This window comes from Xanthobacter dioxanivorans, assembly GCF_016807805.1.
Classification (GTDB): Bacteria; Pseudomonadota; Alphaproteobacteria; order Rhizobiales; family Xanthobacteraceae; genus Xanthobacter; species Xanthobacter dioxanivorans.
This window is the reverse complement of record NZ_CP063362.1, coordinates 1,960,465-1,986,270: the sequence shown is the minus strand read 5'-3', so window position 1 is coordinate 1,986,270 and position 25,806 is coordinate 1,960,465. Positions and strand designations below refer to the sequence as shown.

Here is a 25,806-nt window from a genome sequence, read left to right as displayed (position 1 = left end):
ACCGAATGCGAATTTCACGACATCTCCTGGCGACCGTCGCCCTTACCCTGAGCCTGCCCCCGGTCGCCGCCTTGCCCGTTGCCGCGCCGGCAATGGCGCAGGGGGCCGGACAGGACGCGGGACGGGCCGCGGGCGACCGGCAGCGGGTGAACGTCGACATCTTCTACGGTCCGCTCGCCGAGCACGGGACCTGGGTGCAGCACCCCGACTACCAATATGTGTGGATCCCGTCCGGACTCGATTCGAGCTGGCGGCCCTACCAGGAGGGACGCTGGATCTGGACCGATGACCATGGGTGGTACTGGGATTCGGCCGAGCCCTTCGCCTGGGCCGTGTACCATTATGGCCGCTGGGGCTACGACCCGGCCTATGGCTGGTTCTGGGTGCCCGGCGATACCTGGGCACCGGCCTGGGTGACGTGGCGGCGCGGCGGCGGACATACCGGCTGGGCGCCCATCGCCCCGGACGGGCGCGGCTTCGCCTATGGCGCGCCCCGCGTCATGGACCCGCCGGTGGCGGAAAGCTGGGTGTTCGTGGAGGACCGCTACATCGCCGAGCCTGACCTCGCCGTGCGGGTCTCGCCCATCGGCGAGATCGGCGCGTGGCTGCGCAACGATCCGCAGATCTACCGTCCGGTCTATCGCGACGGGATGGTGACCACCCGCTTCGTCGATCGCGCGGTGTTCGAGCCCGTCGCCGGCACGCGGATCGTCACCCGGCAGGTGGTGTTCGTGGACGGCTATGGCGACGAGTTCGACGATGCCAGTGGTGCGCGGATCGGCATTTACGGGCCGTCCATCGGCACCGACCGACGCATCCCCGTGCCGCCCCGCTTCGAGCGGGAGATCCGGCAGAACCAGCGCGTCTTGGTGCGCGACTATGTGCGCGATCCGGTTCCGGCGCTGCTCGCCCCGTCCGCCGCCCTGCTCTCGGTCATCACCCCCGACCAGCGGCGCACCCTGCGCGACCGCCGCTGGTCCGGCGACGACCGGGCCTACCGGCAGGAGATGGATACCCTGCGCCAGGGCCAGCGCGACCGGCTGCAACAGGAGATCCAGCAGGCGACGCGCAACGAGCGCGAGATGCAGCAGCGCCGCCTGGAAGCGCTTCGCGCGCGCAGCGAGAAGTTGCACGGCCTTGTGGAACAGCGCCAGCAGCGGGCGCAGCAGGTGATGGACCGCATGGAGCGCGAGCGCCCCAATGCGCTGCCGCCGGCCCGTGCCGGAGGCGGCCCCGCGCCACAGGACCGGCCCGCGCCGGGCGCGACGCCCGCACCGCCCGGTTCGCCGCGGCCGGCAGACGGACGGCCAGCCGTCCCGCCGCCCGGAGCCCAGTCTCCCGGAGCCCAGTCTCCCGGGCGCCCCTCCCCGGCGCCTTCGCCCGCCGGCACGCCGGCGCGCCAGCCCGATGCCCCGACGACGCCCCCCGACCGGCCGACGCCTCCCCCCGGCGCCACCGATCCGGCCACGGCACCGCCCCGCAGCGGGCGACCGGAACAGAATGAGCGCGAGGCGCAGCCTGATCGTCCGCGCCAGCCCCAGGCCGCCCCGCCGGCCGCGCCCGGCGATCGTCGCCCGCCTGATGCCGGAACCGATCGTCCGGCCCGCGAGCGCCCCCCTGCGCCGGATCGTCCGGCCCCGTCGCGTCCGGAGCGGCCGCAGGCGCCGCCGCGCACGGGCACCGATGCCCCGGACCGCGCACCGGCACCCGCCGCGCGAGACCGGCCGGCGGCGCCCGAGAGGCCCGCGACCCCAGAACGGCCTGCGGCGCCTGAGAGGCCTGCGGCGGCGCCTGGCCCGCAAGGCGACACGCCGCGCGCTCCCCAGGGTGCAGCTCCCGGCGGTGCGCCACAGGCACGGCCCGTCCCGGCGGAGCGTCCGGCGCCCGCCGAGCGTCCCGCCGCGCCCCAGGCTCGCCCCCAGGGCACCCCGCAGCCGAGCCCGCAGGGCGGCGCCCCCGGCGCCCCCGGCGCCGGGGAAACGCCGCGCGGGCAATAGATCAAGCGTTCGGGCAAGGTGGTCGCCGGTCCCGGGACATGGAGCATTTTCGCGGTTCCGGGAATCAGGGAAATGCTCCGGCCAGAGCAGCAAAAAGGGCCGCCCGGCATCGGGCGGCCCTTTTCGGTGTGGCGCTATCCGTGCGGCGCGGGACTCAGCCCACGGCGCTCTGCGGGTTCACGCTCTGCCGCTTCATCTGCAGCTTGTTGAGGGCGGTGATGTAGGCCTGGGCGGAGGCGACCAGCGTGTCCGGGTCGGCCGAGCGGGCCGTCACCGCCTTGCCGTTCTCCTCCAGCCGCACCGAAACTTCCGCCTGCGCGTCAGTGCCCTCGGTCACCGCATGCACCTGGTAGAGGTCGAGCTTGACCGTGTGCGGCACCAGCGCCTTGATGGCGTTGAAGGTGGCGTCCACCGGGCCGTTGCCTTCGGCCTCCTCCGTCTTCACCTGGCCGTCCACCTCCAGCTTCATGGTGGCGCGCTGCGGCCCGCGGGTGCCGGCGATGACCGACAGGGAAATGAGCTTGATGCGGTCGTGGGCGGCGGCGATGCCCTGGTCCACCAGCGCCTCGATGTCCTCGTCGTAGACCACCTTCTTGCGGTCGGCGAGGTCCTTGAAGCGGGCGAAGGCGTCATTGAGGGCGTTCTCGCCCAGCTCGTAGCCCATGGTCTTCAGCTTGTCGCGGAAGGCGGCGCGGCCGGAATGCTTGCCCATGACCAGCGAGGTCTTGGAGACGCCGACGCTCTCCGGCGTCATGATCTCGTAGGTCTGGGTGTGCTTGAGCATGCCGTCCTGGTGGATGCCGCTCTCATGGGCGAAGGCGTTCCGGCCGACGATGGCCTTGTTGTACTGCACCGGGAACGACGTCACCGCCGACACGAGCTTGGAGGCCCGGGTGAGCATCTTGGTGTTCACGCCCGTGCGATACGGCAGCACATCGCTGCGCGTCTCGATGGCCATCACCAATTCCTCGAGCGCCGCATTGCCCGCGCGCTCGCCGATGCCGTTGACGGTGCACTCGATCTGCCGGGCGCCGCCGGCGAGGCCGGCCAGGGAGTTGGCCACCGCCATGCCGAGGTCGTCGTGGCAGTGCACCGAGAAGATGGCCTTGTCCGAGTTGGGCACCCGCTCGCGCACGGTGCGGAACAGGGCCTCGTACTCGCCCGGCGTGGTGTAGCCCACCGTATCGGGGATGTTGATGGTGGTGGCGCCCGCCTTGATGGCGGCTTCCACGCAGCGGCAGAGGAAATCGATCTCGGTGCGGGTGCCGTCCTCCGACGACCACTCCACGTCCTCCACATGGTTGCGGGCGCGGGTGACGGAGGCGACGACCATCTCCAGCACCTCGTGCGGCTCCTTCTGGAGCTTGTACTTCATGTGCACGGGCGAGGTGGAGAGGAAGGTGTGGATGCGCCCGCGGCGGGCGTGCCTCACCGCCTCGGCACAGCGGTCGATGTCGTTGAGGGCGGCGCGGGACAGGCCGGCGATGGTGGCGCGCTTGGTGCGGCGGGCGATCTCGGCGACGCTCTCGAAATCGCCGATGGAGGCGATGGGGAAGCCGGCCTCGATCACGTCCACGCCCATCTCGTCGAGCAGTTCCGCGACCTCCAGCTTCTCCTCGAAGGTCATGGAGGCGCCGGGGCACTGCTCGCCGTCGCGCAGGGTGGTGTCGAAGATGATGACGCGGTCGCGGTCCGAGACAGGCACTGCGGATACGGGAGCGGCGGCGGGGGAAGCTGGGGCTTCGCTCATAAGAAAGGTCCTTCTCGCGATCCGGCGGGGCCCTTCGGGCGGGCGCATTCGAGCCGGATGATAAGCCGAAACGGGCGCCGGGTCTGCAACCCGGCGGCGGCGTGATCCCCTGAGTGCCCAGGCACAAGCCCGGCCGGCCCTCAGGGGCGGCTAAGGAGAAGAAGCGCGCGCAGAATAAGAGCGTTGCCCGGAACCTTGATGGTCCGGGGGGCAGAAGCGGCAGTCTTGGTCGTGCGGGACGACACGGGGCGCTCTACTCTTCGCTCGACAGATCGGGATAAGACCTCTAGCCGAGGTGCGGCGGGAGCGCAAGGGGAGCGCTCGCATGCGACGGCCTCGCAAAGGACTTGGGTGTTTGATCCCGGCTTTCCGGGTCCATCGCCTTCCAGAAAGTCCTTTTCCGTCTCGCCTGTCACCTCGACCGGGACAAGAGCCTGCGACTTTCCACGCACCCCCAGGGGGACCTGGCGACCCGCACGAGACGGTGACGCCGGAAGCGGCGCTGCGCCGGCACACGCTTGTGCCACTTCCGCATGGGGATGTCGCTATGGCCAAAATGACCCGGCCGCCCCCGCGGAGGTCTGCCGGGTTGGACAAAGTGTCCATCTCCCGCATGAACCCTCCCAGTCAACACGTTGATTTGGAAAGGTCTTTGTCCTGGCCCTCGGCTTGCTAAGCGCCCGGTGCCGCGCGTCCGACGAGAGCGCGCGCCAAGCAATAAGCATGCTGGAGGAACCATGACCCTTGCCACCTATGCGCCGCCCCCGTTCCTGAGCCGGGAGCGCACCATCGCCTCCGCCGGTTTCAACCGCTGGCTGGTACCACCGGCCGCCCTCGCGATCCATCTGTGCATCGGCATGGCCTACGGCTTCAGCGTGTTCTGGCTGCCGCTCTCCCGCGCGGTGGGGGTGAGCAAGCCCATCGCCTGCCCCGCCGACATGGGCGCCGTCGCGGCGTTGTTCGCCACCACCTGCGATTGGCAGATCTCGTCCCTCGGCTGGATGTACACCCTGTTCTTCGTCCTGCTCGGCTCCTCCGCCGCCATCTGGGGCGGCTGGCTGGAGACGGCCGGCCCACGCAAGGCCGGCCTCGTCTCGGCGTTCTGCTGGTGCGGCGGCCTGGTCATCTCAGCGGCCGGCGTCTACCTGCACCAGATCTGGATGCTGTGGCTCGGCTCCGGCGTCATCGGCGGCATCGGGCTGGGGCTCGGCTACATCTCGCCGGTCTCCACCCTCATCAAGTGGTTCCCCGACCGGCGCGGCATGGCCACCGGCATGGCCATCATGGGCTTCGGCGGCGGCGCCATGATCGGCGCGCCGCTGGCCGACATCCTCATGCGCCACTTCTCCTCGCCCGCCTCGGTGGGCGTGTGGCAGACCTTCCTCGCCATGGCCGGCATCTATTTCATCTTCATGGTCGGCGGCGCGCTGGGCTATCGCGTCCCGCGCGAAGGCTGGACGCCGAAGGGCTGGACGCCTCCCGCCGCCGCCGCCAACGCCATGGTCACCCACCGCCACGTGCACCTGAACGTGGCCTGGAAGACGCCCCAGTTCTGGCTGCTGTGGGCGGTGCTGTGCCTGAACGTGTCGGCCGGCATCGGCGTCATCGGCATGGCCTCGCCCATGCTGCAGGAGGTGTTCGGCGGAAAGCTGATCGGCCTTGACCTCACCTTCTCCCAGCTCGATGTCGGCCAGAAGGCGCAGATCGCCGCCATCGCGGCGGGCTTCACCGGCCTCCTCAGCCTGTGCAACATCGGCGGGCGCTTCGCCTGGGCCTCCTTCTCCGACCGGCTCGGGCGCAAGATGACCTACGCGGTCTTCTTCGTGCTCGGCTTCGGCCTGTATGCGCTCGTGCCGACCACGGCGCACATGGGCTCGGTGGTGCTGTTCGTCGGCGCCTTCTGCATCATCCTGTCCATGTACGGCGGCGGGTTCGCCACCATCCCGGCCTATCTGGCCGACATCTTCGGCACCCACATGGTGGGCGCCATCCACGGCCGCCTGCTCACCGCCTGGGCCACGGCGGGCGTGCTCGGTCCGGTGCTGGTGAACTATCTGCGCGAGTACCAGATCGCCTCCGGCATCCCGCGGGAGGCCGCCTACGACCAGACCATGTACATCCTCGCCGGCCTGCTCGTGCTCGGCCTGGTGTGCAACCTCCTGGTCCGGCCCGTCGCCGAGCATCTCTACATGAAGGACGACGAGCTGAAGAAGCTGGGCAAGGCCGCCCTCGCCAGGGAAGAGGCCCACGCCGACTTCGAGGACTTCGAGGAGGAGGCCAAGGACGGCGGCACCCCCGCGGCCGTGCGCAGCTCGACCCCAATCGCCTCGGGGTCGACGCCCCTGCCGGTCGTGGTGCTGGCCTGGCTGGTGGTGGGCCTTCCCCTCGCCTGGGGCGTGTGGATCACCCTGCAGAAGGCGGTGATCCTGTTCCGCTAGAGCGCGATCCGATCAGATTGGAACAATCTGGTCGGTGAATCGCCCTCTTACCCGGGAGAGGAGAACGCGTTCCCCTCTCCCGGCTCCCCTCCGGCGCGCCTCATCCCCCCAAAGGGCCGGCGGGGCACGCCTCTTTCCTGTTTGCTCGCTCCCGCAAAGTGCGCGATGGATGACGCCGATGCCGCGGGCGCGGCATCGGGAGGAAGGGCGGGACGGCCGGGCACGCGCCGGGCCGGGCGTCTTTCGCGGATGGCCTTTGTCGCGTGTCGGCGAGGGTCCGAGAACGACGGTCGAGATGAGATGACCCCCATTGCCGACGCCCCGGCCGATGCCGCCGGCGACATCGCCTTCAGCCCGCATCTGGCCGGCGCCTCCATCCTGATCGTGGACGACGAGCCGGGCATGCGGAATTTCCTCATGCGCATGCTCGCCTCAAGGTGCCGCCATGTGGCCGAGGCGGCCGACGTGGCGGCCGCGTCCCGGCTGCTGGAGGCGACGCCCTTCGACCTCATCATCCTCGACAACATCATGGCGGGGCGCACCGGCCTCGAATGGCTGGAGGAGTTGCGCGGTTCCGGCTTCTACCGCGACGTGATCCTGATCACCGCCTTCGCCGACCTGGAGACCGCCATCAAGGCGCTGCGCGCGGGCGCGGCGGACTTCGTGCTGAAGCCGTTCCGCTCCAACCAGATCCTCAACGCCATCGCCCGCTGCCTCGACCGGGGTCGGCTCCTGCGCGAGAACTTCGTGCTCAAGCGGGAGCTGAAGACGCTGCCCGGCGGCGGCCCCGGCATCATGGCGGGGGCGTCCCTGTCCACCCATGCCGTGCGCAGCATGATCGAGCGCGTCGGCCCCATGCCCACCACCGTGCTGGTGACCGGGGAATCCGGCACCGGCAAGGAGGTGACCGCCCGGGCATTGCACACGGTCTCGCCACGCGCGGCAAAGCCGTTCGTGCCGGTGAACTGCGCCGCCATCGCCCCGGAGATCATCGAGAGCGAGCTGTTCGGCCACCTGAAGGGCGCCTTCACCGGCGCCGCCTCCTCCCGCGAGGGGCTGTTCTTCTACGCCCAGGGCGGCACGCTCTTCCTCGACGAGGTGGGCGAGCTGCCCCCCGCCATGCAGTCCAAGCTGCTGCGCGTCATCGAGGACAAGAAGGTGCGCCCGGTGGGCGCCGAGCGCGAGATCCCGGTGGACGTGCGCCTCGTCGCCGCCACCAATTGCGACCTTGCCGACGCCGTGGCGCAGGGCCGCTTCCGCCAGGACCTCTATTACCGCCTCAACGTGGTGAACATCCACCTTTCCCCCCTGCGCGAGCGGGCGGCGGACGTGGCGCCCCTCGCCCGCCTGTTCATGGACGAATTGTCCGCCCAGCTCGGCGTCGCGCCCCTGGGCCTCTCCGATGCGACGCTGCGGGACCTCGCCCGCTATCCCTGGCCGGGCAACGTGCGGGAGCTGCGCAACGTCATCGAGCGCTCGCTGATCCTCGGCGACTTCCCGCGGGACGTGGTGCCCGGCGATGCGGAAGAGGACGAGGAGGCGTTCTCGCAGGCCCTCGACGCAGTGGAGAAGGCCCACATGCTCAAGGTGCTCGGCGAGGCCGGCGGCAACCGGGCCGAGGCGGCGCGGCGCCTCGGCGTCTCGCGCAAGACACTGGACCGCAAGCTGAAGGCCTGGAATGCCTGAGCCGGCCGCGCCGCCGCGCTGGCGGGAGACCCTCTCTCGCCTGCGCTCGGTGCGGGTGCGGCTGCTCGCCATCGCGCTCCTTCCCACGCTCCTCATCCTGCCGGCGGTGCTCGCGGTGGTGGTGACGTGGTGGACGCAGCAGTTCGACCGCCTGCTCATCTCCAAGGTGAACGGCGACCTCACCATCGCTCGCCAGTATCTCGACCGGCTCATGGAGCGCTCCGACGAGACGCTGCATGCGCTGGGCGATTCCGTCGCCTTCGCCCGCGTCGCCGACCGGGGCGATCCCGACGCCATGGCGGCTTTCCTCGATCAGCGGCGGCGGGCGATGGGGCTCGATTTCCTCTACGTCCTCGATGCGCAGGGCCGCCGCATCGCCGCGTCGCCGGCCGCCACGGCGGGGGAGGACGCGGCGGATCTGTGGCCGGTGGAGCGCCGGGCCCTCAATGGCAGGGCCTCCACCGAGATCGACGTCTTCAGCGCCAGCCAGCTCGCCCGCCTGTCGCCGGAGCTGGCGACACGCGCCCATATCGCCCTCGTGCCCACCCCCGGCGCGGTGCCCACCGACCGTGCCGGCGAGGACCGGGGCATGGTGGTGCACTCGGGCACGCCGGTGAATGTTCCCGGCGCCGGCCGCGCGGCCCTGGTCGGCGGCCTCCTGCTCAACCAGAACCTCGATTTCATCGACACCATCAACGATCTCGTCTACCGCTCCGGCAGCCTGCCCGAAGGCAGCGCCGGCACCGCCACCCTGTTCGTGGACGACGTGCGCGTCTCCACCAACGTGCGCCTCTTCGAGGGGCGGCGGGCGCTGGGCACCCGCGTATCGAAGGAGGTGCGCGAGGCGGTCCTCGGCGAGGGCCGCGTCTGGCTCGACCGGGCCTTCGTGGTGAACGACTGGTACATCTCCGCCTACGAGCCGGTGGTGGACAGCCACGGCAGGCGCGTCGGCATGCTCTATGTGGGCTTCCTGGAGGCGCCCTTCCTCGCCCTGAAGCGGGCGAGCCTCGCGGCGGTGGCGGTGGGCTTCCTGCTGGTGGCCATGGTCGCGACCCCGGTGCTGCTGCGCTGGGCCGCGGGCATCTTCCGGCCGCTGGAGGCCATGAACGCCACCATCGCCGCGGTGGAGGGCGGCGCCCTCTCGGCCCGCACCGGGGTCGCCGCCACCTCGGATGAGATCGGCCGGGTCGCCCATCATCTCGACGCCATGCTGGACCTCCTCCAGCAGCGCGACGGCGAGCTGCGCCGCTGGACGCAGGAGCTGGACCGCCGCGTCGCCGAGCGCACGGCGGAGCTTCAGGCGGCCAATGCGGAACTCGCCGCCACCCAACGCCAGCTGGTGATGTCCGAGAAGCTCGCCGCCATCGGCGAGATCACCGCCGGGGTGGCCCACGAGATCAACAACCCGGTGGCGGTGATCCAGGGCAATCTCGACGTGGCCCGCGACGTCCTGGGGGCGGCCGCGGGGCCGGTGCGCACCGAATTCAACCTCATCGACCAGCAGGTCCACCGCATCACCATCATCGTCTCCAAGCTGCTGCAGTTTGCCCGGCCGGCGGAATTCGCGGGCCATCTCGATCCGGTCGCCGCGGGGGAGGTGATCGGCGACACCCTCGTGCTCGTCCAGCATCTACTCTCACGCACCGAGATCACGGTGACGCGGGAGGAGACGGCGACCCGGCTCGTGCTGATGAACCGGGTGGAGATGCAGCAGGTGCTCATCAACCTCATGGTCAACGCCATCCATGCCATGCCGAGGGTGGGGACGCTCACGCTCCGCACCCGCGACGAGGCGCGCGGCGGCCAGGCGGGCATCCGCATCGAGGTGGCGGACACCGGCGCCGGAATTCCGCCGGAGCGCATCGGGCGGGTGTTCGATCCGTTCTTCACCACCAAGCCGCAGGGCGGCACCGGCCTCGGCCTGTCCATCAGCTACACCCTGGTCGAACGGGCCGGGGGCACGATGACGGTGGAGAGCGCGCCTGGCGCCGGCACCGTATTTTCGTTCTGGCTTCCGGAAGCGAGGACGGATTTTTCTTGAGACATGGTTCCGGCTGCAAATAAAAATGAAGTCCCGACGATCGGGCACGGGGCGGGCCGGATCGAACGCTGCGGGTGCCTTCAGAAAAATCTGAGACCCCGTTGTCGGATCCGAAAGTCCACGTTCGTCCTCGGGGCGTGGATCGGCAAGGCAAAGAATTGCAGATCATGCCGGACTGCCGACCCCAGGAGGCCTCACCGGCTTCAACGCCCATTTCCACTAGGTCATAAGGATGAGCCACCATGCCCAGCACCATACGGTTGCACCGCGTTCTGGCGACCAGCCCGGAGAAGATCTATCGCGCGTTCATCGAGGCGGACGCGCTCGCGAAATGGCTGCCGCCCAACGGCTTCGCCTGCACCGTGCATCATCTGGAGGCGAAGGTCGGAGGGACGTTCAGGATGTCCTTCCGGAACTTCACGACGGGCCAGAGCCACATGTTCGGCGGCGAATATGTCGAGCTCGTGCCGGGTGAACGCCTGCGCTACACCGACACGTTCGACGATCCCAACCTGCCCGGCGAGATGCAGGTGACCGTGACGTTGAAGAAGGTGTCGGTCGGCACCGAGTTGGATATCACGCAGGCGGGCGTGCCGGACGTCATTCCGGCCGAGGCTTGTTATCTCGGCTGGCAGGAATCGCTGAAAAATCTAGCGAGCCTTGTCGAGCCCGAGATCAATCAATAGCGCATCGCGATCGCGCAAAGGCCGCGATCCGATTGCCCCTTCGAGGAAGCGCCGGATCTTCGGGCAAAAGGACGTCGGAGCCCTCCGCCGCCGAGGGGCAAGGGAGGGATGCCGATGTTGGTCCCGCTCGCCGATGGCCGGGACATCGGGCACGACGCGGGCAGTTCAAGGTGACGGACGCTTCAGCCCACGGTGCCGCCGGCGACGAAGCAGGTCTGGCCGGTGATGTAGCCGGCCTCGTCGGAGGCGAAGAAGCAGATGGTGGCCGCCACCTCCTCCTTGGTCCCCATGCGGTGCAGCGGCGTGCCGGAGAGGATGTCCTCGTACATCTGCCTGCCCCACGCCTTCTCCTGGTCGGACAGCGGAGCGGTGTTGCGGGGAATGGCGCGCACCCCGTTGTCGATGGCGCCGGGCGAGACGGCGTTGACGCGGATGCCATGCTCGGCGAGCTCCAGCGCCATGCAGGTGGTCATGGCGTGGACGCCGCCCTTCGCCGCCGAATAGGGCACGCGATAGATGCCGCGGGTGGCGTTGGAGCCCACATTCACGATGGACCCGCTTTTCTGCCGCATCATCACGGGGATCACGGCACGGCAGCTCCACAAGGTCGGCCACAGCGAGCGCCGGATCTCCTTCTCCATCTCCTCGGGCTCATAGGTCCAGAACGGCTTCGACCAGATGGTGCCGCCCACATTGTGCACGGCGACGTCGATGCGTCCGCAGGCCCGGAGCGCGGCCTCCACCATGGCCTCGGCGCCGGCATGGGTCTCCAGGTCCGCCGCGAAGGCCAGTGCGCTGCCCCCCGCCGCCTCGATCTCCGCGGCGACTTCGGCGTTCACATCAGCCGCCCGGTCCACGATGAACACCCTGGCGCCCTCGCGGGCGAGCCGCACCGCTGTGGCGCGGCCGATGCCCTGGGCCGAGCCGGTCACCAGGGCCACCTTGTTCTCGAACCGCCTATCTCCCACCATTCTCTCCCTCATGCCGCGCGGGAGCGGCCGCGGGATGTCCCGCGACCGTCCTTGTTTCCTGTGCCGTCAATGCGCGGTGGAGAGCGAGCCCTTCGGCTCCGCCACCGGGCGAGCACGGATCAGCGCCACCGCCAGCGCGGCGATGGCGAGCGGAATGGCGATACCGAGATAATAGCCCGGCACGCCACCCATCTGCAGGAACCAGCCGCCGAGCGCGGAGCCGACGATGGCGCCGGTGCGGCCGATGCCGATGGCCCAGCCGGTGCCGGTGGCGCGCAGCTCGGTGGGGTATATGCCGGAGATGAGGTAGTTCAGCGCCAGCTGCTGGCCGCCCACGCCGAAGCCCGCCGCGGCGACGAGGACGAACACCGCCGTCCAGTTGTTCCCCGCGAGCGCGAGGCCGACGCAGATGGCGATGCCGAGGGCGAACATGCCGAGCAGCAGGAAGCGTGCATTCACCTTCGGCAGCACGATGGAGAGCGGGATGGCGCAGACGATGAACGCCGTGTTCACGGTCACCGTCCCGAAGGCGGCGGTGGCGGCGGGAAGCCCGGCGGTGGTGAGCACCGTGGGCAGCCACAGCAGCAGCATGAACCAGGCGATCCAGTTGAAGAGATAGGTCGCCCACACGGCGATGGTGCGCGTGCGGTAGGCGGGGGCGAAGAGCGCGGCGACCGAGCCCTTCGCCACCTTCTCCTCCGGCACGAAACGCGTCTCGGCGGGCACCGGCCGGCCGATGATGCGGGCGACGAGGCTGCGGCTGTTCTCGAGATCGCCGGGCTTGCCGCGGGTGACGAGCAACTGCGGCGATTCCGGCAGGATGAACAGGCAGACGATCAGCATGGCGAGCGGCAGCGAGCCGCCGACGAGATAGATGCCCTGCCAGCCGATCACCGGCATCCAGCCGGAGGCGAGGAGCCCGCCGAGAACGGCGCCCAGCGGCAGGCCGAGCAGCACGCCGGTGAGCACCGTGCCGCGGGCGCGGCTCGGCGCGTATTCGGCGGCGAGCGCCAGCAGGACCGGCGTCGCGCCGCCCATGCCGAGCCCGGTGAGGAAGCGCAGGACCACGATCTGCGTGGGCGATGTGGCAAAGGCGATGGCCAGCGAGAAGACGCCGAAGAGCAGCATGGCGCCGAGGATGGCGGTGCGCCGGCCGATCTTGTCGCCGATGGAGCCCAGCGCCATGGCGCCGATGGCCATGCCCAGCGTGCCGGAGATGAAGATGTAGGTCATCTCCGCCGGCGCCATGCCGAAAGCCTTGGCGATGGCGGGCCCGGTATAGGCGATGCACTGGGTATCGAAGCCGTCGAGCGCGGCCACGAAGAAACATAGAAGAAAGACGAGCCACTGGCGCCCGCGCACGGGCTCCTTGTCCAGGAGATCCTGGATGCTCTGGGTTGCACCCGCCATGGTTTCCTCCACCTGCCGGTTTGATCGTTGATTGGGGGATGGGTTGCGCGAGAGTCGGGCGGCGCGGGGCGCGCCGCCCGTCCGCGCCTCAGGCGGCTTCCGCGCGCAGGCGCTGCACTTCCGCGGCCGGCAGGAGGCCGGCCTCGCGCTTGAGCTCGAAGTCGAACGCGATGGCGGCGAACGGCTCGTTGAGCCCGGCGGCAGCGATGGCCGCGGGGTCCGCGTTGCGCTCCACCGGCGGGATCAGGTCGTCGCGGGTGGCGAAGGCGAAGTCGTCGTGGAGATAGGGATCGCCGTCGATGTTGATCTGGGTGGTGAGCTTGCGATAGCCGGGCGCGCTGACGAAGAAGTGGATGTGCGCCGGGCGGTGGCCATGGCGGCCGAGCTGCTTCAGCAGGGTGTCGGTGGAGCCTTCCGGCGGCACCGCATATCCCGACGGCATGATGGTGCGGAAGCGGTAGCGGCCCTCGGCGTCGGTCTCGATGGTGCGGCGCAGGTTGAAGGCGCTCTGGCCCTTGTCGAAAAAGGAATAGTTGCCGCGCGTGTTGGCGTGCCACACCTCCACATGGGCGCCGGCGACGGGCGTCCCGTCCACGTCGCGCACCTGGCCGTGCATGACCAGGATCTCCCCCTCCTCCGAGCCGTCGTCGAGCCGGCCCTCCCCCTTCACCAGCGGGGCGCCGGCCACGTAGAGGGGCCCCTCGATGGTGCGCGGCGTGCCGCCCGTGAGACCGGCCTTGGCCTCCGCCTCGTCGAGGCGCACGTCGAGGAAGCGCTCGAAGCCGAGCCCGGCGGCGATCAGGCCGTATTCGTCGTTGCGCCCCGCCTCGGTGAGGTAGTTCACCGCCGTCCAGAACTCGCTCGGCTGAACATCGAACTCCTCGATGACATAGAACAGGTCCCGCACGATCCGGTCGACGATGGCTTTCACGCGCGGCGTCGGCGCGCCGCGGCTCGGCGCCTGCATCTCCTTCAGCAGGGTATCGATGGCAGCTTTTTCCATGAGCGTTCTCCTTGATGATCGTTTCTTGCGTCCGCGCCCTGGAGCGCGGGTGGTTCTTCGTGCCCCCGGCCGGATCGGCGGCCGCCTTGTGGCGGCGGAGTGTCAGGCGCCCGCGGTCTGGCGGGCGAGGGGCGCAAGGCGGGACTTGGGCCGGTCACGGCGATAGAAGTCGACGCGGTCCATGTCGAGCTCCACGCCGAGGCCGGGCGCCGCCGGCACGGCGAGCGCGAAGTCGGCATAAGCGAGGGGCGTCGCCAGGATCTCCTCGGACAGGAGCAACGGGCCGAAGAGTTCCGTACCCCAGGCGAGCGCCGGCAGTGCGGCGCAGAGCTGGGCGGCGGCGGCGGTGCCGATGCCTCCTTCCAGCATGGTGCCGCCATAAAGCTCGATGCCCGCCGCATCGGCGATGACCGCCACGCGCTGGGCATCGAACAAACCGCCAGACTGGGCGATCTTCAGCGCGAAGACGCCGGCCGCGCGGGCCTTTGCCAGCTCCATGGCCTCATAGGGCCCCTGCAGCGCCTCATCCGCCATGATGGCCACGTCGAAGCGCCGGGTCAGGCGGGCGAGCGCGTCGCGCTGCTCGCGGCTGACCGGCTGTTCGACGAGGTCGACCCCGGCGGCTTCGAGGGCGGCGATGCCGCGCCGCGCCTGGTGCTCGCTCCAGGCCATGTTCACATCCACCCGCACGCTGGCGCGCTCGCCGAGGGCGGCCTTGATGGCGGCCACGTGCTTCACGTCGGCCATGACGTCGCGCTTGCCGATCTTCAGCTTGAAGATGCGGTGGCGGCGCGCCGCCAGCATGGCCTCGGCCTCCTCGATATCCTTCGCGGTATCGCCGCTGGCCAGCGTCCAGGCCACCTCCAGCGTGTCGCGGCGGCGACCGCCGAGGAACTCGGAGACCGGCAGGCCGAGACGCCGGCCGAGGGCATCCAGCAAGGCCGTCTCGACGGCGCAGCAGGCAAAACGATTGCCCTTCACCTGCCGCCTTACCCCGGCCATGAGGGCGGAGACGCGGGATGCGTCGGCGCCGATCAGGAGGGGGGCGATATAGGCGTCGATGGTGAGCTTGATGCCCTCCGGGCTTTCCTCGCCGTAGCTCAGGCCGCCGATGGTGGTGCCCTCCCCCGTGCCCACCGTTCCGTCGGAGCAGAAGACCTGCAGGATCACCAGCGTCTGGCTCCGCATGGTGTGCATCGACAGGTGATGGGCACGTATGGTTGGAATGTCGAGGATCAGGGTTTCGATCCGCTCGATGCGTGTCGCGCCGCCAGTCTGCATCAGGCTTTGGTCCCTACGTTGCGCATAAGGACAATCACGTTCGCCAGCTTTGCGTCAAAGACAATCTCGGTCGGTTTGCATACCTAAAAGGTCTGGAATGGAACTGCGGCACCTCAGGTACTTCACCACTGTCGCCCGCGAGCGCAGCTTCACCCGCGCGGCGGAGAAGCTGCACATCGCCCAGTCTCCCCTCAGCCGGCAGATGCGCGAGCTGGAAGAGGACCTCGGCGTGTCGCTGTTCGAGCGTCCGAGCCGCCCGGTGCGCCTCACCGCGGCGGGACGCTTCTTCAACGAGCACGCGCTCGAGATCCTGCGGCGCGCGGAGGAGCTGCGCATCACCACGCGGCGGTTCGGCGAGGCGGGCCGTCGCCAGTTCCTCATCGGCTTCGTCGGATCGGCGCTCTACGGCGGCCTGCCGGAGGTGGTGCGCGGGTTCCGCGCCTTGTGCTCCGGCCTCGAGGTGGTGCTGCTGGAGATGAGCACCGTGGAGCAGATCTCCGCGCTCAAGGAAGGCCGCATCGATGTGGGGTTCGGTCGTATCCGCTTCGACGATGCCGCCATCCGGCGCGAGGTGATCGCCGAAGAGACGCTGATGGTGGCTCTGCCGCCCGACCACCGCTATCTCGGTGTCGACAGCCTGTCATTCCAGGACATCGCCGACGAGGCGCTGGTGCTCTATCCCAAATCACCGCGTCCGAGCTACGCCGACCAGGTGCTGTCCTTCTTCCGCGACCGTGGTCGCCAGCCGATCATCGCACAGGAGGTGCGCGAGCTGCAGACGGCGCTCGGTCTCGTCGCCGCAGGCGTGGGCCTCGCCCTCGTGCCCCGGTCGGTGCGCCACCTCCACCGCGACGACGTGAGCTACCGGCCGCTCGCCGAGCCGGCCATCACCTCGCCGCTCATCATGAGCTGCCGGGCGAGCGACACGTCCGCCGAGGTGGCGCAGATCTTCGCATTGGTGCACGAACTCTACCAGAGCGATGCCGTGCGCCCGGAGGACGGAGCCGCCTGAGCCGCCTGAGCCGCATACCAAGGTATGCATTTCCCAAACTCATCATCTACTTGGAAAAACATAGGTAGACTGGAGGATAATCCATCATCTTCTACCATCAGACGGTAATCAGGCGTTGAATGCGGCTGTCGGCTGGCGGATGTGCAATCTCGGCCCGCCCGGCCGGCCGAAGTACAGGACCCGAGCGCAGGTGAGAGCGCGCTCGGCGTCGGGGTCCAGGCCCCGCCCCATTCACGAGGGTGTTTCGCCGCTTCGTCGGCGCGACGCCGTCCTGCTGGTGCGGCCCCAGCCGTGCCCGCGCCAGACGGCCCGAGGAAGGCAGATCCGTCCGGCTTGCAGTGCAGGCTGAACGGCGCAAGCTCAAAGCAATTTTCGCGTGCCGCACACGTACCCTGAACCGTCAGAAACGGAGACCCGCCATGGAAGACCTCTCCCGCCGCAAGCTTCTCGCCCTCGGCGCCCTGACCGGCGCCACCGTCGCCAGCGGCGCGGCGCAGGCCGCCACCTTCGGCAATCCCGACGAGCCGCCTCAGGGCGCCATCAATTCGACGCCCGGCGCGCTTTCCAATCCCGGCCCGCAGAACCCGGTTCTGGAAGGCCAGTTCCCCTCGTTCCAGAACCCGCCCGCGACCGACGTCGGCGACATGCCCATGCTATGGTCCTCCTTCAACATCATGCCGAAGCGGGTGCAGGCCGGCGGCTGGGCGCGTCAGGTGACGGCGACGGAATTCCCCGCCGCGACCTCCGTGTCGGCGGTCAACATGCGCCTTGGACCGGGCGGCGTGCGCGAGCTGCATTGGCACCTGGCGGGCGAATGGGGCCTGATGACCAACGGGCGGTGCCGCGTAACGCTGCTCGACCAGCAGGGGCGGGCCTATGTGCAGGATGTGGGGCCCGGCGATCTCTGGTTCTTCCCGGCTGGATGCCCCCATTCGCTCCAGGGACTGGGAGAGGACGGCTGCGAATTCCTGATCGTCTTCGACAATGCCTTCCAGTCCGAGTTCAACACCCTGCTGGTGACCGACTGGCTGGCGCACACCCCGCCCGAGGTGCTGGGCCAGAATTTCGGCGTCTCCCCCAGCGTTTTCCGCAACATCCCCCTGCACGACCTCTGGATCTTCCAGGGCAAGGAGCCGGGGCCGCTGGCGGCGGACCAGGCGATGGTGGCCTCCGGCGGGGTTCCGCCCGAGCCTTTCACCTTCTCTCTTACGGCGACCAAGCCGGTGAAGGAGAACGCGGCCGGCAGCATCCAGCTCGCCGACAGCCGCACCTTCAAAGTCTCCACCACCATCGCCGGCGCCATCGAGACCATCCGACCGGGCGCCCTGCGGCAGATGCACTGGCATCCCAACGCTGACGAATGGCAGTATTGGATCAAGGGCCAGGGCCGCATGACGGTGTTCAATGCCGGGCCGCGAGCCCACACCATCGACTTCAAGGCCGGCGATATCGGTGTCGTCCCCAAAAGCCAGGGTCATTACATCCAGAACACCGGCACCGAGGACGTGCAGGTTCTCGCGATCTTCAGGGCGCCCGAGTACCAGGAGGTGGATCTTTCCGACTGGCTCACGCACACCCCGCCGCAGCTCGTGGCGCAGCACCTGAACATCGATCCGGCCGAGCTGGCGAAATTCCCGAAGAGCCAGCTCGGAATACAGCCCGGGTGAGGTCGTAAATCCGTTCTCCCCGCGTCCGCCGGCATCTTTGCCCTGGGCGGGCGCACCGGGAAACATGTCGGGCCGGGGCCTCCCCTGCTCTTTTGCCGGTCTTTCCTGCCGGCGAAAGGAGCGGCAGCGGGCTGCGCGCATGGTCGGAGGGTGACGGATGCCGCGGCGGCGGCGTTCATCGCCCGGCCTTGGCCATGCCCAGCGTCTCGGCCATGCGCACCAGGTCGGCGAGCGACTTCGCCTCCATCTTCCGCATCACGTGGCCACGATGGATCTTGACCGTGATCTCGCTCAGTCCCACCTCGGCGGCGATCTGCTTGTTCATCAGACCGGAGGTGACCAGCGCCATGATCTGCTTTTCGCGGACGGTCAGCGTCTCGAACAGCCCCTGGACATTGGCGACGGCCTTTTGCGCCTCGCGCCGGGTCCGGTCGGCGTCGAGGGCGGCGGTGACCGCGTCGAGCATGTCCTGGTCGCGGAAAGGCTTGGTGAGGAAATCGACCGCCCCCGCCTTCATCGCCCGCACCGACATGGGTATGTCGCCGTGGCCGGTCATGAAGATGATGGGCATTTCCGACGGCGACTTCGCGAGCTGGGCCTGAAAGTCGAGGCCGCTCACCCCCGGCAGCCGGATATCGAGCACGAGGCAGCGCGGGACATCCGGCAGCTTCGCCGCGAGCAGTTCGGCGGCGGATGCGAAAAGCTCCACCCGAAGGCCGACCGAACGGAACAGGCTGGAGAGCGCGGCGCGCAGGTCGGCGTCGTCATCGACCACGATGACGAGGGGCTCGCCGGACGGCGCGGGCGGCTGGGACTGCGGGCGAAGGCTCACGACGAGGGCTCCTCATGCTCGGATAGCGTCACGCTGAAGCACATTCCTCCCCCCTCGACGAGGGTGGCGGAGACAAGGCCATTGTGCGCCTCGATGATCGAGCGGGAGATGGACAGGCCCATGCCCATCCCGTCGCTCTTGGTGCTGTAGAACGCGTTGAACAGCAACGGAAGATTTTGGGGGTCGACGCCCGGGCCGGTATCGGTGATCTTGATCAGCACCCGGCGTTGCCCCGCCTCGTCCCTGGTGCTCGTCTCCAGATGGAGGCACCGCCGGGCTTCCGGCACCGCATCCATCGCCTGGATGGCATTCAGTGCAAGATTGATGAGGACCTGCTGCAACTGGACCCGGTCGCCGAGGACGTGGGGTCCCTTCGGGTCGAGCGACAGGTCGAGCGCCACGCGATGATTGGAGAGTTCGCGCTCCAGCAGGAGCAGCGCTTCGCCCGTGGCCTCGTTGATGTCCACCGGCAGGCGCAGGGGCTCGCCCCGGCGCGCGAGGGCGCGCAGGCGGGCCACCACCTCGCTGGCGCGCCGGCCGTTGCGGATCATCTGCTCGACCGCGGATTTCGCCTCGCCGAGATCCGGCACGTCGCGCCCCAGCCAGCGCAGGCATGCCTCTCCGTTGGTGACCACGGCGGCCAGTGGCTGGTTGATCTCGTGGGCGATGGAGGCGGTCAGCTCGCCCATGGTGGCGACGCGCGTGACATGGGCGAGCTCCGCCTGCGCCTGATGCAGACCGTCTTCGGCGCGCTTTCGTTGGGTGATGTCGCTGTTCGTTTCCATGGTCGCTATCGGCCGGCCGCGCGCGTCGCGCTGCAGCGACCAGCGGCTCATGACCACGACGGGTGTTCCATCGCGCCGGGTGTGGGAGAGCTCGCCTTCCCACCGGCCCGCCCGATGGACCGCCTCGCGAATCTCGAGCGGCGATTCCGGAAAGACGGTGTGCAGAAGCTGGCTGGCCTTGCGGCCCACGGCCTCGGCGCGCGGCCAGCCATAGAGCCGCTCGGCACCTTGATTCCAGTAGGTGATAATGTCCGAATCGCCGCGCACGAAAACGGCGTCGTGGGACAGGTCGAGCAGGTCCGCCTGCTCGCGGAGCGCGCGCGTCGCCTTCTGGTTCTTGAGCGAGAGCAGCGTCGTCACCGAGATGGCCGCGATGCTGACGATGCAGCGCATGACGGAGGCGAGGTTGTAGTTCTCGCGGTGCATGATGGTGAAGCTCAGCATGGTGAGCCCGACACAGGCGGCGCCGACCAGCAGAAGCGTCCGCCGCTCCACCTCGTTCGTCAGGAACAGCACGACGACGGCATACAGGACGGCGATCGCCATATCGAGCGGCGAGAGCGTATCGATGGCGAAGATCACGACCGCGAGGGCAAGCGCCACCCCCAGCATGAATACTCTCCTGGGCTGCGGCTTCACGCGCACTTGGTCCAAGACGGCCTCCATCGGTCAGGCGCTCGGCCCCAACCGAGCAAGGGAGGGTCGAGCAGATCCCTGCCCCGCGATACAATAGGACAAAGCGCCCGGCTCCAAGAAGGTCGCCTCATTCGTCGCCTTTCGCGCTCCGCCGCCGATGCCCAAGTTCGACGAGTGCGGTTCTCCGGCCCGAGGCCCGCCTCGCCGCCTTCCCCCTCGCATCGTCGGGGCTCCGTCGCCCGTTACGGGGAGGGCATGGCGGAACTTTCTCCGGCATTCGCGCGCCCTTTCAGGTGCGCGAGCCGGTCGAGGTAGAGATAGATGACCGGCGTGGTGTAGAGGGTCAGCAACTGGCTCACCACCAACCCTCCGACGATGGCGTAGCCGAGCGGCTGGCGCAGCTCGGAGCCGGTGCCGTGGCCGAGCATCAGCGGAACACCGGCCAGCAGCGCCGCGAACGTGGTCATCAGGATCGGCCGGAAGCGCAGCAGGCACGCCTCGCGGATGGCGTCGTGCGCCGACAGGCCCTCGCCGCGCTCTCGCGCGATGGCGAAGTCGACGATCATGATGCCGTTCTTCTTGACGATGCCGATCAGCAGGATCACCCCGACCAGGGCGATGATGGAGAAGTCGAAGCCGAACATCCACAGCATGATCAGCGCGCCGAGGCCCGCCGACGGCAGGGTCGAGAGGATGGTCAGCGGATGGACGTAGCTTTCATAGAGGACGCCGAGGATCACGTAGATCACCAGCAGCGCCGCCGCCACCAGGTAAGGCTCGCTGGCCAGCGAGGACTGGAACGCCTGCGCATTGCCCTGGAAGGTGCCAATGAGCGTCGCCGGCTTGGCGATCTCCGCCTCCGCCCGCTTGATCGCCGCCACCGCGTCGCCGAGCGCGACGCCGCGGGCGAGGTTGAAGGACAGCGTCACCGACGGGAACTGGGACTGGTGGTTGATGGACAGGAAGCTGGTCGGCTGCGAGGTCCATTTGGCCAGCACCCTCAGGGGCACCTGCTCGCCGGTGAGCGGCGACTTCAGGTAGATCCCGTCCAGCGCATGCGGCGAGTTCTGCAGCTGGGGCAGCAGCTCCAGGATGACGTGATAGCTGTTCAGCTGGGTGAAATACTGCGTCACCTGCCGCTGGCCGAAGGCGTCATAAAGCGTGTTGTCGATATCGGCCGGGCTGATGCCGAGCCGCGAGGCCTGGTTGCGGTCGACGGTGAGCGTCAGCGTGGCGCCGCCCGACTGCAGGTCGGTGGCGAGGCCGGTGAGCTCGGGCAGGGTCTTCAGCTTCGCCAGCAGCTTCGGCGCCCAGGCGTTCAGCTCGTCGATGTTGCCGTCCTGCAGGGTGTACTGGAACTGGGTGCGCGCGACACGGCCGCCGACATTGAGGTCCTGCGCCGCCTGCAGGAACAGCGCGGCGCCCTCCACCCCGGCGAGCTTCGCATTCAGCCGGTCGATGATCTGGAAGGCGGACGCGGCGCGCTGGTCGCGCGGCTTCAGGGTGATGAACAGGCGGCCGTTGTTCACCGTCTGGCCACTCGACGCCCCCACCGCCATGCCGACGGTCGCGACGTCGGGATCAGCCGCGACGATCTTTCCGAGCTCGAGCTGCCGCTGCACCATGTCGGCGAAGGAAATGTCCTGCGCCGCCTCCGACACGCCGATGATCAGCCCGGTGTCCTGCTGCGGGAAGAATCCCTTGGGAATGGCGTAGAACAGGCCACCCGTGGCCGCCATCGCGACGACGAAGGCGGCAAGCGTCACCCGGTGGTGGTCGAGGGCCATGTCGAGGGTCGTGCGGTAGGCGGCCAGCAGCGCGTCGAATCCGCGCTCCGACCATCGGTAGAGCCGGCCATGCCGCGCCGCGCCCTTCGGCTTCATGAACAGGGCGCACATCGTCGGCGTCAGTGTCAGCGACACCAGCGCCGACATGGCGATGGTGATGGTCACGGTGACGGCGAACTCGCGGAACAGCCGGCCGACGAGGCCACCCATCAGCAGCAGGGGAATGAACACCGCGATGAGCGAAAGGCTGATGGAGAGAATGGTGAATCCGATCTCGGCCGAGCCGTCGAGCGCGGCCTGAAGCGGCGTCTTGCCCATCTCCAGGTGGCGCTCGATGTTCTCCAGCATGACGATGGCGTCGTCCACCACGAAGCCGACGGCGATGCTCAGGCCCATGAGCGAGAGATTGTCGAGACTGTAGCCCAGGGCATACATGGCCGCGAAGGTGCCCACCACGGCGAGGGGGACGGCGACGGAGGGGATCAGCGTCGCCATCAGGCTGCGCAGGAAGACGAAGATCACCGCCACCACGAGCACCACCGTGATGACGAGCGTCTTCTCCACATCGTCCACGGACGCGCGGATGGTCTGCGTGCGGTCGCTCAGGATCTGCAGCTCGATGCCGGCCGGCGCGGCGGCGAGGAGCGCCGGCAGCTGCGCCTTGATCTGCTCCACCGTGCTGATGACGTTGGCGCCCGGCAGCTTGAAGACCGGCAGCAGGATCGCCTGCGTGCCGTTCGCCCAGGCGGCGAGCTGTTCGTTCTCGGGCGCGTCGACGGCGGTGCCGATATCGCGGACCCGCACCGGGGCGCCGTCGCGATAGGCGAGGATGGCGTCGAGCCAGGGCGCCGCGCTGGTGAGCTGGTCGTTGTCGAACAGCGTGAACGTGCGGTGGGCGCCCTGCACGGCCCCCTTCGGATCGTTCACCGTGGTCGATATGATGGCCTGCCGCAGGTCCTCCAGCGACAGGCCGAGATTGGCCACCTTGGCCGGATCGACCTGGATGCGGACCGAGGGCTTCTGCTGGCCGAAGACCAGCACCTGGCCGACCCCGCCGATCTGGCTGACATGCTGCTCGAGCACATTCTCCGCGAAGTCGTCGACGTCGGTGATCGGCAGGGTGCGCGAGCTCAGCGCCAGGACCAGGATGGGCGGGTCGGCGGGATTGACCTCCCTGTAGGTGGGTGGCGCGGGGAGGTTGGTGGGGAGCTGGCCGCCGGCGGCGTTGATGGCCGTCTGCACGCCCTGCGCAGCCGTATCGATATTCACGTCGAGATTGAACTGCAGCGTGATGGAACTGTTGCCGAGCGTGCTGACGGAGGTCATTTGCGCCACGCCGGGGATCTCGCCGAACTGCCGCTCCAGTGGCTGGGTCACGGCCGAGGCGATGATCTCCGGGCTCGCGCCCGGCAGCTGGGTGGAGACCTGGAGGGTCGGGAAATCCACATTGGGCAGGGGCGCGACCGGAAGGAGCGGAAAGCTCACCGCGCCGGCCACGAGCAAGGCGGCCATCAGCAGCGAGGTTCCGATCGGGTGGCGGATGAACCAGGACGAGAGCGACATGGTCAGCCCCCCTGGAGGGATTTCGGTGCGATGCGGATACCGGGGGCAAGGCGGTACTGCCCGCGCACGACGACGCGCTGGCCCGCGCTCACCCCGCGCTCGACGACGGCGATGCCATCGGCGATCTGCCGGACCTTCACCGGCGCAACCGCCACCTTTTCATCCGCGCCGACCGCGAAGACGAACTCGCCATCGGGGCCGCGCTGGATGGCATCGGACGGCACGGTGAGGGCATCGGCGAGGACCTCCACACGCACGTTCACATCCACGAACTGACCGGGCCAGAGCTGGTCCGCCGTGTTGGGAAAGACCGATTTGAGGCGCAGCGTGCCGCTCTGCGGGTCGATCTGGTTGTCCGTCAGTGCGACGGTGCCCACATCGAGGACCGATCCGTTCTCGTGGGAAACGGCCTGCGCCTCCACATTGCCGGCGGCGAGCGCCGCGCGGATGGCGGGAACGTCCACCTGGGGGATCGTCGAGATCACGGTGATGGGGTGAAGCTGGTTGATGACCACGAGACCGTTGGCATCGGTGGCGTGGACGATGTTGCCCTGGTCGACGAGCCGCAGGCCGGCACGCCCGTCGATGGGCGAGACGATGCGGGTGTAGGAGAGCTGCGTCTGCGCCGTGCTGATCAGCGCCCGGTCCTGCTCCGTCTGGGCCGTGAGCTGCTCCACCACGCTGCGCTGGTTGTCGACGGCCTGCACGCTCACGAAATCGCTCTTGCCCAGCTTGACGTCGCGATCGAGGATGAGCTGCGCGTTGGCGAGGGCGGCGGTATCCTGCTGGAGCCGCGCCTTGGCCTGATCCAGCGCCGCCTCAAAGGTCCGCGGATCGATGACCGCGAGAAGGTCGCCCTTCCTGATGTCCTTGCCTTCGTCGAAAAGCACCTGCTGCAGCTCGCCGTCGATCCTTGAGCGGATGGTGACCGTGTTGAAGGGCTCGACGGTGCCGATGCCGGTCACGTAGACGGGCACATTGCGCCGCTCCACCGTGGACACCTCCGCCGGCACCGGGGCCGGCGCCGATGCGCCTTGCTCCGTGGCGGCATCCACACCGGCCAGCGTGACACCACCATAGGCAGCGCCCATGGCGGCAACCGCGGCGATGATCGAGAGCGCGCGCCGCCGCGCTTTTGTGTTCGACATGGCGGGCCGGCCTTTCGGCAGAAAACGACCCTGCCTTACTGCCACTCCGCGACACGGCATTCTTTCGGAAATGCCGGATGCTTGCACCTTCACCGGATTAAACATCCGGGCGCCGGGCTCCGGGACGCCCATGCAAGGGCACGGGGGAACCAGGCCCGCAATTCATCTCGGGAGCTTGCGCGTGGAACGTCAACCACGCGGCAGCCGGCTATACTTGGGAAATACACCGCCGGCCGGGCATCCCCGGGGCGAAGGCGGGCTGAACCGGTCAGTTGGCCGCCGAAAGCGCCTGGTCGATGCACGCGATCATGGTGCCGCCATCGAAGGGCTTGCTGAGGAACCCGATCGCTCCGGCCTCCATGACCTGCCGGCGAATGCGCTCCTCGGGAAAGGCGGTGACGAAGATGACCGGCACGGTACTGCCTTGCCCGCGCAGCCGCGACTGGAGCTCGATCCCCGACATGCCCGGCATCTGCACGTCGGTGATCAGGCAGTCCGTGTCCTTCACCCGGCCCGAGTCCAGAAACGCGTCCGCCGAAGCGAACGTGCTGGTCCGCAGGCCCAGCGACCGCACCAGGCTCTCTATGGCTGTACGCACGGCATCGTCGTCATCGACGATGGTGACCAACGGATACTGTGACACGGAACCGATCCTTCTCTCGAGATACTGCCCGGCCCCAACCGAAGCGCCCTCATTCGACCCCACCATGACGCGAATTGCCGGGGAATTAAATCATACGCTGGTTTGCCCCGGTTCAGGCGCCACATGCGCGGATCTCGGTCAGAACTTCCGGGCCTGACACCTCCCATCCCGGAAGCGGCGCGCTCGCGGCTGGTGGCGTGTCTGAAAGCGCGGGGCCTCATACCTTGGTTTGCTCAATACAGACGCTCAGATGCGGATTAAATATCTCCATACACTTCAACCGGATCCGCAAAGCGCCGACACTTCCCGCATGCACAGACGGCAGGAGGTTCACATGAACGCGCGCCTCAAGATCTTGGTCTCGCTTTCCACGATCGTCTTCATCGGCATCGGAATCGTGCACAGCGCCTACGCCAATGAGTACAAGCCATCCGGGCCCGTGATTGGCTTTTCTGAATAATAGCAAGCTT

The 25,806-nt window shown here is 68.6% G+C and carries 18 protein-coding genes; 8 read left to right on the top strand and 10 right to left on the bottom strand.

Annotation, left to right across the window (positions count from 1 at the left end):
* Nucleotides 1-5 precede the first annotated feature (5 nt).
* Entirely contained in the window at nucleotides 6-1,997 is a 1,992-nt protein-coding gene (locus EZH22_RS09360; RefSeq protein ID WP_203195375.1) for a flagellar export protein FliJ, read from the top strand.
* A gap of 154 nt (nucleotides 1,998-2,151) precedes the next feature.
* Here EZH22_RS09360 and EZH22_RS09355 read toward each other — a convergent pair whose 3' ends face one another.
* Nucleotides 2,152-3,747, bottom strand: coding sequence for a 2-isopropylmalate synthase (locus EZH22_RS09355; RefSeq protein ID WP_203195374.1), 1,596 nt, complete (start codon nucleotides 3,745-3,747; stop codon nucleotides 2,152-2,154).
* 737 nt (nucleotides 3,748-4,484) lie between these two features.
* On the opposite strand from EZH22_RS09355, the gene EZH22_RS09350 reads away from it, so the two are divergent.
* From EZH22_RS09350 to EZH22_RS09335, 4 genes are all read left to right on the top strand, one after another.
* On the top strand, nucleotides 4,485-6,185 hold the full coding sequence (locus EZH22_RS09350) for an OFA family MFS transporter (RefSeq protein WP_203195373.1): 1,701 nt from the start codon (nucleotides 4,485-4,487) through the stop codon (nucleotides 6,183-6,185).
* 300 nt (nucleotides 6,186-6,485) lie between these two features.
* Nucleotides 6,486-7,871 carry a sigma-54-dependent transcriptional regulator gene (locus EZH22_RS09345; RefSeq protein ID WP_203195372.1) on the top strand — a complete coding sequence of 462 codons (1,386 nt, stop codon included), beginning with the start codon at nucleotides 6,486-6,488 and terminating at the stop codon, nucleotides 7,869-7,871.
* Entirely contained in the window at nucleotides 7,864-9,912 is a 2,049-nt protein-coding gene (locus EZH22_RS09340) for a cache domain-containing protein (RefSeq protein WP_203195371.1), read from the top strand. The genes EZH22_RS09345 and EZH22_RS09340 overlap by 8 nt, the downstream gene beginning before the upstream one ends.
* Nucleotides 9,913-10,154: 242 nt before the next feature.
* Nucleotides 10,155-10,598, top strand: a complete 444-nt coding sequence (locus tag EZH22_RS09335) for an SRPBCC family protein (RefSeq protein WP_203195370.1) — start codon at nucleotides 10,155-10,157, stop codon at nucleotides 10,596-10,598.
* A 182-nt stretch (nucleotides 10,599-10,780) separates the two neighbouring features.
* Here the strand turns inward: EZH22_RS09335 and EZH22_RS09330 are convergent, their stop codons facing one another.
* The 4 genes from EZH22_RS09330 to EZH22_RS09315 form a co-directional block, all read right to left on the bottom strand.
* Complete coding sequence (locus tag EZH22_RS09330; protein ID WP_203195369.1) at nucleotides 10,781-11,569, bottom strand: 1,6-dihydroxycyclohexa-2,4-diene-1-carboxylate dehydrogenase; 789 nt, start codon at nucleotides 11,567-11,569, stop codon at nucleotides 10,781-10,783.
* A gap of 66 nt (nucleotides 11,570-11,635) precedes the next feature.
* Nucleotides 11,636-12,979 (bottom strand): MFS transporter, encoded by a 1,344-nt coding sequence (locus EZH22_RS09325; RefSeq protein ID WP_203195368.1) that lies wholly within the window; start codon nucleotides 12,977-12,979, stop codon nucleotides 11,636-11,638.
* An 88-nt stretch (nucleotides 12,980-13,067) separates the two neighbouring features.
* Entirely contained in the window at nucleotides 13,068-13,982 is a 915-nt protein-coding gene (gene catA / locus EZH22_RS09320; RefSeq protein ID WP_203195367.1) for a catechol 1,2-dioxygenase, read from the bottom strand.
* A 102-nt stretch (nucleotides 13,983-14,084) separates the two neighbouring features.
* Nucleotides 14,085-15,263, bottom strand: coding sequence for a muconate/chloromuconate family cycloisomerase (locus EZH22_RS09315; protein WP_203195366.1), 1,179 nt, complete (start codon nucleotides 15,261-15,263; stop codon nucleotides 14,085-14,087).
* Nucleotides 15,264-15,360: 97 nt separating this feature from the next.
* On the opposite strand from EZH22_RS09315, the gene EZH22_RS09310 reads away from it, so the two are divergent.
* Both EZH22_RS09310 and EZH22_RS09305 read left to right on the top strand, forming a co-directional pair.
* On the top strand, nucleotides 15,361-16,275 hold the full coding sequence (locus EZH22_RS09310; protein WP_203195365.1) for a LysR family transcriptional regulator: 915 nt from the start codon (nucleotides 15,361-15,363) through the stop codon (nucleotides 16,273-16,275).
* A gap of 419 nt (nucleotides 16,276-16,694) precedes the next feature.
* The gene (locus EZH22_RS09305; RefSeq protein ID WP_203195364.1) at nucleotides 16,695-17,942 is read left to right on the top strand and encodes a cupin domain-containing protein; all 1,248 of its coding nucleotides are present in this window, start codon (nucleotides 16,695-16,697) and stop codon (nucleotides 17,940-17,942) included.
* A 175-nt stretch (nucleotides 17,943-18,117) separates the two neighbouring features.
* Here EZH22_RS09305 and EZH22_RS09300 read toward each other — a convergent pair whose 3' ends face one another.
* The 5 genes from EZH22_RS09300 to EZH22_RS09280 form a co-directional block, all read right to left on the bottom strand.
* Complete coding sequence (locus tag EZH22_RS09300) at nucleotides 18,118-18,774, bottom strand: response regulator transcription factor (RefSeq protein ID WP_203195363.1); 657 nt, start codon at nucleotides 18,772-18,774, stop codon at nucleotides 18,118-18,120.
* The gene (locus tag EZH22_RS09295) at nucleotides 18,771-20,204 is read right to left on the bottom strand and encodes a sensor histidine kinase (protein WP_231711513.1); all 1,434 of its coding nucleotides are present in this window, start codon (nucleotides 20,202-20,204) and stop codon (nucleotides 18,771-18,773) included. Before EZH22_RS09295 ends, EZH22_RS09300 begins: the two co-directional genes overlap by 4 nt.
* 233 nt (nucleotides 20,205-20,437) lie before the next feature.
* Nucleotides 20,438-23,545: an efflux RND transporter permease subunit gene (locus EZH22_RS09290; RefSeq protein WP_203195361.1), complete on the bottom strand. Its 3,108-nt coding sequence runs from the start codon at nucleotides 23,543-23,545 to the stop codon at nucleotides 20,438-20,440.
* 2 nt (nucleotides 23,546-23,547) lie between these two features.
* A complete protein-coding gene (locus EZH22_RS09285; protein ID WP_203195360.1) occupies nucleotides 23,548-24,693 on the bottom strand; it encodes an efflux RND transporter periplasmic adaptor subunit in 1,146 nt (381 codons plus the stop codon).
* A gap of 268 nt (nucleotides 24,694-24,961) precedes the next feature.
* On the bottom strand, nucleotides 24,962-25,336 hold the full coding sequence (locus EZH22_RS09280) for a response regulator transcription factor (RefSeq protein WP_231711401.1): 375 nt from the start codon (nucleotides 25,334-25,336) through the stop codon (nucleotides 24,962-24,964).
* Between the two features lie 334 nt (nucleotides 25,337-25,670).
* Here EZH22_RS09280 and EZH22_RS32375 point away from each other — a divergent pair, with 334 nt between their 5' ends.
* Entirely contained in the window at nucleotides 25,671-25,796 is a 126-nt protein-coding gene (locus tag EZH22_RS32375) for a hypothetical protein (RefSeq protein WP_269902911.1), read from the top strand.
* Nucleotides 25,797-25,806 lie beyond the last annotated feature (10 nt).